Origin of the sequence: Marinirhabdus gelatinilytica (genome assembly GCF_003353425.1) — a bacterium.
Lineage (GTDB): Bacteria > Bacteroidota > Bacteroidia > Flavobacteriales > Flavobacteriaceae > Marinirhabdus > Marinirhabdus gelatinilytica.
Genome location: NZ_QRAO01000007.1, coordinates 75800 through 83959, shown reverse-complemented (window position 1 = coordinate 83959; position 8160 = coordinate 75800). Strand labels below are relative to the sequence as shown.

10 protein-coding genes and 1 pseudogene are annotated in these 8160 nt (G+C 34.3%); all 11 read left to right on the top strand.

Annotated features, from left to right (window positions below; genetic code table 11):
* The first annotated feature begins 259 nt into the window (after positions 1-259).
* The 11 genes and pseudogenes from C8D94_RS14370 (at position 260) to C8D94_RS14320 (ending at position 8144) form a co-directional block, all read left to right on the top strand.
* Positions 260-865: a DUF998 domain-containing protein gene (locus tag C8D94_RS14370; protein WP_115124665.1), complete on the top strand. Its 606-nt coding sequence runs from the start codon at positions 260-262 to the stop codon at positions 863-865.
* Between the two features lie 217 nt (positions 866-1082).
* Positions 1083-1655: a hypothetical protein gene (locus C8D94_RS14365; protein ID WP_147278569.1), complete on the top strand. Its 573-nt coding sequence runs from the start codon at positions 1083-1085 to the stop codon at positions 1653-1655.
* A 298-nt stretch (positions 1656-1953) separates the two neighbouring features.
* The gene (locus tag C8D94_RS14360) at positions 1954-2409 is read left to right on the top strand and encodes a cupin domain-containing protein (RefSeq protein ID WP_115124663.1); all 456 of its coding nucleotides are present in this window, start codon (positions 1954-1956) and stop codon (positions 2407-2409) included.
* Between the two features lie 281 nt (positions 2410-2690).
* Positions 2691-3182, top strand: coding sequence for a DUF6584 family protein (locus C8D94_RS14355; protein WP_317047742.1), 492 nt, complete (start codon positions 2691-2693; stop codon positions 3180-3182).
* A 257-nt stretch (positions 3183-3439) separates the two neighbouring features.
* Positions 3440-4207: a DUF6090 family protein gene (locus tag C8D94_RS14345; RefSeq protein ID WP_115124660.1), complete on the top strand. Its 768-nt coding sequence runs from the start codon at positions 3440-3442 to the stop codon at positions 4205-4207.
* A 56-nt stretch (positions 4208-4263) separates the two neighbouring features.
* Positions 4264-4602, top strand: a pseudogene (locus C8D94_RS15575) (DUF6597 domain-containing transcriptional factor); the annotation flags it as partial.
* 30 nt (positions 4603-4632) lie between these two features.
* Positions 4633-5058, top strand: a complete 426-nt coding sequence (locus C8D94_RS15415) for a helix-turn-helix domain-containing protein (RefSeq protein ID WP_211308924.1) — start codon at positions 4633-4635, stop codon at positions 5056-5058.
* Positions 5059-5197: 139 nt separating this feature from the next.
* Positions 5198-5578, top strand: a complete 381-nt coding sequence (locus C8D94_RS14335; RefSeq protein WP_115124669.1) for a VOC family protein — start codon at positions 5198-5200, stop codon at positions 5576-5578.
* Positions 5579-5733: 155 nt separating this feature from the next.
* The gene (locus C8D94_RS14330) at positions 5734-6438 is read left to right on the top strand and encodes a hypothetical protein (RefSeq protein ID WP_115124658.1); all 705 of its coding nucleotides are present in this window, start codon (positions 5734-5736) and stop codon (positions 6436-6438) included.
* Between the two features lie 62 nt (positions 6439-6500).
* Entirely contained in the window at positions 6501-7187 is a 687-nt protein-coding gene (locus C8D94_RS14325) for a hypothetical protein (protein ID WP_115124657.1), read from the top strand.
* Between the two features lie 210 nt (positions 7188-7397).
* Positions 7398-8144, top strand: a complete 747-nt coding sequence (locus tag C8D94_RS14320; RefSeq protein WP_115124656.1) for a DUF6090 family protein — start codon at positions 7398-7400, stop codon at positions 8142-8144.
* Positions 8145-8160 lie beyond the last annotated feature (16 nt).

The following is an 8160-nucleotide window of genomic DNA, read 5'->3' as shown; positions in this document are numbered from 1 at the left end:
GGAATCAAAAAAACAGAAATGAATCCATCTTCAGAAATGCTAAATATGTTCAAAAATGATTATGAAATGATTAAAAATCAAAATTAAAATAGTTGGATAAAACTGCACACAACAAAGCATATAAAACAGCGCTAAGCGGCATAACTGATTTAGAATTCCTACATTTATTGAAATAACTAATAACACGGAAAGATATGTAGAAGCGGCGCCGTATTATATGCAAACCCGTTGTGTGCAATTTGAGAACCAAAATTATTAAATGACTATATCAGAAAAAAAAGTTGGGATTTTTGGACTTCTATCGGTACTGACTTTACTTATGTCATTGCTAATATTTGGTTTTCTAAATACGGAATTCAGCTTTCTCGATGATTTTATTAGCAAACTCGGAGCAAAAAATGAACCAAATGCAGTTTGGTTTAATCTGATTGGATTTGTGGCCGTAGGAATTCTACTTTTTATTTTCGGATTGGCGTATGGCAGTTTGATCAACGATAAACTTCTATCTATTCTATTATCCTTATTCGGATTAGGATTTGCCTTTACTGCAATTCCAATTGATATGGAATTTTCAGATACACCTTTTTCTAAAGCTCATATTGTAGCCATTTGTCTTGGATTAGCTTTTTGGTTATTTGGACTATCAAGACTTGGGTATAACCGAAAATTAAAGAGAAAAGTCAGGAACCGTGCAAATTTGACAGCAGTCATTCTGGTCTTATCAATGATAGGGTTTGTATTTGGAGTTTGGTCAATGCCGATTACCCATCGATTAGTGTTCGGAATAGTTTTCGGATGGACAGCAATAACTTCGATAGAACTAATATTAAAAAACGAAACGAATAGAAAAACTGCACACAACTAAGCATATATCCCAGCGCCCAATTTTGGCTAAAATTAAAAGTCATACCTTTATATCAAACATATAAGCAACACCGAATAATACGTCACGACGGCTCCTATCCACGGCTGATTCGCACGCTGCGCTTCCCACATTTGCTCCGCAAATTGACTCTAGCCAACGCATGCCGCCCTAAATGGTCGCCGGGACATATGCAAACCCGTTAGCCACAATTGCCGAAATGAAATTAAAATTTGTCTTTTTTTCATTAATCTTCAGCTCATTTCTAAGCTGTACTAATTTTAAACAGAAAACTCGTTCAGAAATCTATTCAGAAAATACTATTGAATTATTAAATCAAATGCTCGAGAAGGAAGATTATCAAATATGCGATTGCATTTTAGAGCCGAGTGAAAATTCAATGTTATATGACTGGAAAGATGATGCACCAGTTTTTGATTTTAAAAAGTATATTGTAGAAAAACTAGAATTAAAAGATATTTCAGAAATTGATAGTCTTTACGGAATAAGAGAAAAACTAATTTTAGATATTGATTTGATTAGTGATAGAATATATATTGTACCACGCAAAAAATTAGACTCAATAAGGAAGCTTGAAGATATTATAGCTTTCAGAGAATTTCTTAGTAAACTTTATATTGAACATCCAAATATGTGTTACTTGTCTAAACCAATATTTGACTCAAAATTTGAAAAAGGATTATTCGATTTAACTGATTATAATGGCCATATGATAACTCCCCCTCCAAAAATAAAAAAGGTTCAAGGGAATTGGGATTTTGATTGGAATTAACGGCTGATTGCAACTGTGGCTAACACCGCATATAATACAGCGGGTTAATGGTTAAGTGAATTGGATTTCTTACAAATAATCGTAAATTGGTCACACGGATAAACACGTAGTGGCGGCGCCACTGCCCACGGCTGATTCGCACGCTGACGCTTCCAACGCTAGCCGAAGCTACCGCCCAAGACCCGCCGTATCATATGCAAGACCGTTATGCTTCATTATGACAAACGACTCTAAAAAAGAAAAACGGGATAGCTGAAAACCGATTAGAGTAAGCATTAAAAACTAAAAATGACCAATTATGAAATCAACTTTTAAATTTCTAATTACTCTGATTTGCCTTACGGTATTTTCAACTACTTCAGTTCTCGGACAAATAAATGAAGAACAAAAACTTTTATACAAAACAGGAAATCCAGCGGATTGGCCTAAAGAACAAGATGCTGTAGTTTCTGCACCGAAAAATCATAAAATTTTGTTGGAAAATGACAAAGTAAGAGTTCTGGAAGTAACAATTGCGCCAAATGAATTAGAAGCTGTTCATCATCATCAATGGCCGAGTGTACTTTATATTATGGAAGCTGGAGATTTTATTGACCGTGATGGAGAAGGAAATGTAATTATGGATTCTCGCAAAATACCAGAACCACTTACTTTCCCTTTGACAATGTATAAAAAACCAGAAGCACCTCATTCTGTAGAAAATTTGAGTGACACTATAACAATTCGACTGATTAGAGTGGAAATGAAACAATAAAAGTTCTACGCTGGAAAAAATACGAACGCACACAACGTATAAAAACAATAGGGCAATTGGAGCTTAACCCATGTTTCAGGCATTTTTTCGAGGTCGCCAAATTTTTAAATTTGGCTTATTGAGGAAAAAAGATAATAAGTAAAATTTAAAAATTCGGCTTGTGTTTAACCGTATGGTTCGTGCGTTTTTCCGCCCTACTGTTCTTATACAAAATCGTTGTGGTGCATTAAAGAAAAATATTTATGAGTTTAAAGAAGCAGCTTAAAAAAATTGATGCCTAAATCAAAAGTGGACTGAAATCTAAAGCCTCTGACAGATTACGGAATTTGATTCAAGAGAACCCTCACGAAACTCATCTTTGGAATAAACTCGCTGAGCTATATTATGAAAGTGGGTTTTTGGACTCCGCAGGAAAATATTGGATTCTGACTGAGCCAACTGATGACAGAATTAGAAAAAGCGTTAAAATTTATGAAGAATCCGTAAACAATTCTGGATATCAGATATTACAAGAGATTGTTTTTCGAGGAGAAAAATCTAAGCTTTCAGAATATGCTAAAAAGAAATTGACAGAACTAGAAATTGACAGTAAAGAGAAAGTTGATTATGTTCCAAAATTTAACCCAAAGACGAATAAACACAAGAAGAAAAATTCAAAATACGAAGAAACCTTTAAGGAGAAATTAGCTAAATATAGTTTCTTCACTGTTTTAGCTTTAATCGGAATTTTTATAATCGTTGGATTTGTAACAGTCATTAAATGGATTTTTTAAAAAACGACACCACAACAACGCATATAATCCAGCGGTCACTTTTGTCTAAAATTAAATTTCCTAACTTTATAAAAAATTTGGTACAGCGGATAATTACGTAGTGGCGGCGCCCAATGTCTTCCTCTCGCAGAAAAAGCTCGTCGGAGACAGGCGGCTGATTCGCACGCTGCGCTTCCCACTTTCGCTGACGCATTGTGCATCATTATTCTGGATCCCTAATCGATTAAATATCATATCTTTAGGGAAACTTAACTCTAATGATAAAATTCTTCAGAAAAATTAGACAGAAATTGCTGGCTGAAAATAAACCTGCCTTACCGGCAGGTAAGTTCAGTAAGTACTTACTGTATGCTATAGGGGAAATTATCTTGGTGGTTGTGGGGATATTGATTGCAATCAACCTAAACAACACCAATCAACAAAATGCTCTCACAAAGAGTGTTGATTTAAAATTGAATCTGTTACGGCATTCGGTATATCAGGATAGCATATCGATGCAAGGATTGATCGATTACAGTAAAAAACAAATAACGGAAGCAGAACGATTGCTACAGTTGATGAATGAGCCCATGAATGAGGATAACTGCGAGGAATTTATCGTTAAATTCTCAAATCATATAAATATTAGAACCAACATTGCAGATAGGGCAATATACGATGAAATGGTCAATTCGGGTGTTTTTAGTGAGGTAGAAAAGCAAGGAATTAAATCGCAAATTGCAACTTATTATCAATTATCCAATCATTTTAACGATATCATTAAGATATACGTAAGGGACTTTCGCGATTTTAAAAACAATATTGCCACTACTGGAAAAATTTCGAGAGCATATTTCGACCCAGCTTCTTCACTTAGTAAAATCCAGCGGTGTGAATATGTAGAATCATTGATAAACTCCGAGGAGAATAAATTAATACTTGAAAATTTTATCTATACTGGAATTGACACCTATGAAGAAATAAAAGCGCTCTATTCCGTATTGATCAATCAAATGATAAATGGACTTCCAAAAAAACCTGAATAATACCTAAAATTTACAAAAAGCACACAATAGCCAAATGAAGTGATGAACCAAAGGCCATAAGAAACTATTACAAACCGATTCAACCCACAGTTTCGGCTAATGATAACACCATACACTACCAAGAAATAAAACCGGCTAAAAAAATTGAGAATTTTATATACTGTTATTGGCAACTTAAAACACATAAACCCTTAAAAAACAATTATAATTATCGGGTAGTTTCGGACGGTTGTATCGACATATTTTTTAACCACAAACAACCAAACGAAAGCTATGTAATAGGTTTTTGTAAAAAGTTTGTCCAATTCCCTATTGGAAAGGATTTTGACTATATAGGGATTCGTTTTTTACCTTCTGCATTTCCTTATCTATTTGGTGTTAATGCAAAGACTTTAAGCAACCAATCTCAAGAGCTGGTAAAAATTTTGCCAGATTTTACCGTATGGATCAATTCAAAAATAAAACCCGCCATTTCATTTGAAAGTATCACAAAGCTACTGAACGAAAGAATAATTGAATATTCAGGAAATCAAGACCTTAAGTACGACTACCGATTTTTAAATTCGTTGTACCTTATCTTTCAGAAAAAAGGGTATTTGGTTACCGAAAAGGACCTTGACCAAGGCCTAAGTCCAAGACAGCTTCGCAGGATCTTCAACTTTTATATTGGCACTACAGCAAAATCTTTCTGTAATGTTGTACGCTTTCAACATATCTTACATGCAAAACCTTCAAAACAGAGTTTGAAAGAGAACAAACTGTATTATGATGTAGGATTTTTTGACCAGGCCCACTTCATTAAAAACTTCAAAACATTTTACGGGGTAACACCTTCAGAAGCCTTCCATTGAGTTTGTCCGATTTTTACAATCCCTCAGTTCCTTGTCAGCGTAAATTTGTTATCTATAAATGCATTCGACAATGAAAAGATTATTACTAACTGCATTTGTACTAACAGTAGGTTGGACCAATGCACAAATTAATGACAAAATGAAACTTAACGCAGGAATAATTACCGAAAGCTTAAAAGAGACCAAGAAGTTCTATACGGAAGTTCTCGACTTTGGAGTAAGCTTTGAAAACGATTTTTACATACTACTCCATACCCCCAACCAAGCTGCAGAAATCAGTTTTTTACAACCAGACCACCCAAGCCAAAAACCTATCTTCCAGTCTGCCTTTCAGGGAAAAGGAGTTTATTTGACTATTGAGGTTGACAATGTGGATGCAATTTACAAGCAGCTAAAGGAAAAAGGAGTGCAAATGGAAATTGACATTAGAGATGAGCTATGGGGAGACAGGCATTTTGCGATTGTTGACCCTAATGGAATTGGAGTAGATATCGTGACGTATACAAAACCTGAAGAATAAAGCAGTATGCCAACGTTGTAACTAAGTGGCAGCGGTTCGAGTTTCCCACTCGAACCGCTTTTATAAAATTAAAGTATATTGTAATCTTAAAGTAGTGAGGTGAAATTTACTATTGCCCATACAGAAAATAGAGGGGTCGTAACTTTTTCAAACCAATGAAACATATTTTTTTATTCATAATTCTCTTCACTTTTTTGGCTTGTAATTCCAAAAAGGAACGTGCGGTTTCAAAAATAAAAAACCCTAATCCAGAAAAAGTAATCCAGAAAAAATTGAGCGGTAAGGAGGTTGTAGCGGGATTGGAAAAAATAGGTTATTTTAATCTGACCAACGAATCTGAATTAGATACGGTTAAAGCTACCTTTGAAAAATCTTATACCAAATTGAACTTCTTTCAAGGACCAATGCACGGAGTAACTCTGAATTTTATGGACAATCGCTATCAATGGGTAGATTGTGAGGAACTATTCGAGATTGGCGGATTAACTGAATATTTAAAACAGGTAAAACCGACTTTTGAAAAACTAGGGCTGGAATTAGAATACGCAAACGAAAAAAGCGAACAAGACCAAAACAGGTGGAAACACACAATCGAACTGAACGGAATTGAATACACAGCATTTGAAGGACAGTTTTCTGACCTAGATTGGGGTATTGCATATGTAAATTTTATAGAAATGTTGAATGCAGAATTAAGAAGACAAAATTATGAAGAACAATTTTACCCAATAAACTGTGGGAATGATGGAATGTTCGTTTTGTTAACACAGGAACAATTGAACTTTGTAAATCGATATTATCCAATGCACAATGAACATCCTACAACAATAGGTGATTGGAAAAGTAGAAATGGCATATAAAAACTGTACTCAACAATATATCCTATGAAAAGCACTAAAGGTACCACAAAAAAAACCCGACTATGAAGATACTTCTTTCCATATCATTACTCCTGGTTACCTCTGGAAAGTCTATTGATATAGACCTTGGATTGCCTGAAATTCATGCTGTTTGTAAAGTAACCTTGAATGATGGGAAAACCATTGAAGGGTTTATAACGTTTGGAGGCGGAGGTTATGAATACCAGTACAGATCAAACGGATTTTGTTTAGTTCATGAGAATGGAAGAAAACAATTGATTCTTTACGATTTTAAATTTAACCTTTCAAATCCCGAGAGATATCACTCCTATCGCAATGGGACAGCAAAATTGTGCTATGTTGAAAATATAAGTGATAGGTTTTACGTAAAACCAAAAGAAGAATATAACGAAGAAAACAAAGTATTGACTATCACTAAAACCGACATTGAAAAATATAGGCTTTTAGAAGAAATGGTTATATATAAAAAAATCCCATTGGACCTGTTTCTTGCCTATAAAGAAAACAATGAAAGTGAAAAGATAACCATAAAAGTGGATGAGATAAAATCGGTTGAATTATTAAAAAACCCCAGTAAGAATTCACTGGATATAATTGAAAAAGCACGAATGCGACAAGCTGAATCTGAAAAAGACAATGGCTATTGGGTAGACTACCAGCCGCCTGTTTGGTATCACGAAATAATCGAGGACCAAGAAAGAATCGAGTATTTATCGCAATACTTCTAATCGGGAAAGTGCCTAGTGGTTACAATGTATCATATTCATCACTGCCACTCGCCTACTTCTGAAAATCTTTACGGATTTTCAGTTGGGTGAGTACTTCCTAAATTAAGCGCTAAACCGTTTAACTGTTCACAGCCAAGACCGTTGGGCTTCATTATTTCTCACTCGAGCGGAATAAAATAATTATCCTAACTTTAGAGAAATAACTAACCAATGATAAAATTCTTTAGAAAAATCAGACAGAAATTGCTCGCTGAAAATAAATTCAGCAAATACTTACTCTATGCTATTGGCGAAATAATTCTTGTTGTAATTGGAATTTTGATTGCATTACAAATCGGGCAATGGAATAAAGAAAGTGAAATCAATAAACTTGAACTAACCATCCTCAAAGAAATTGAAAGTAATTTGAACGATGACCTAAACCAAATGCAAGGGGATATCTCACTAATGCAAGTAATGGATACAGCTTGCGTTAACTTAAAAAATGCAATCAACACCAACAGCGAACTCACTAAAGATTTTTCCGATAATGCCAGTTTATTAAGAGTTATGCCACATTACCAGCCAAACAAAAGTGGATATGACTTACTGGTTTCAAAAGGAATATCTATAATCTCAAATGATAGCTTGAGGAATTCTATATCCACTCATTACGAAAATCTATATACCTACTATAACCGATATGAGGAAGAAAGGTTCATGTTCCATATAAACATCAGCGAACCAAAATTGTTAGAATATTTCAGTTTTGAATTTGATTTGGATAACACTTATTATTGGATAGCAAATATATCTTTAAAGGATTATGAAAAATTATTAGACGATGAATCATTTACCAAAGTTTTGAAAGCGATTGAATCTGAAAACAAACAGGTTCTTTCCCGTGCAATTAGGGTAGCAAACAGTATTGAGAAACAATTGTATTTTCTAAATAATGAAATCCAAGATATCGAATAAAAACAACGATAGCACA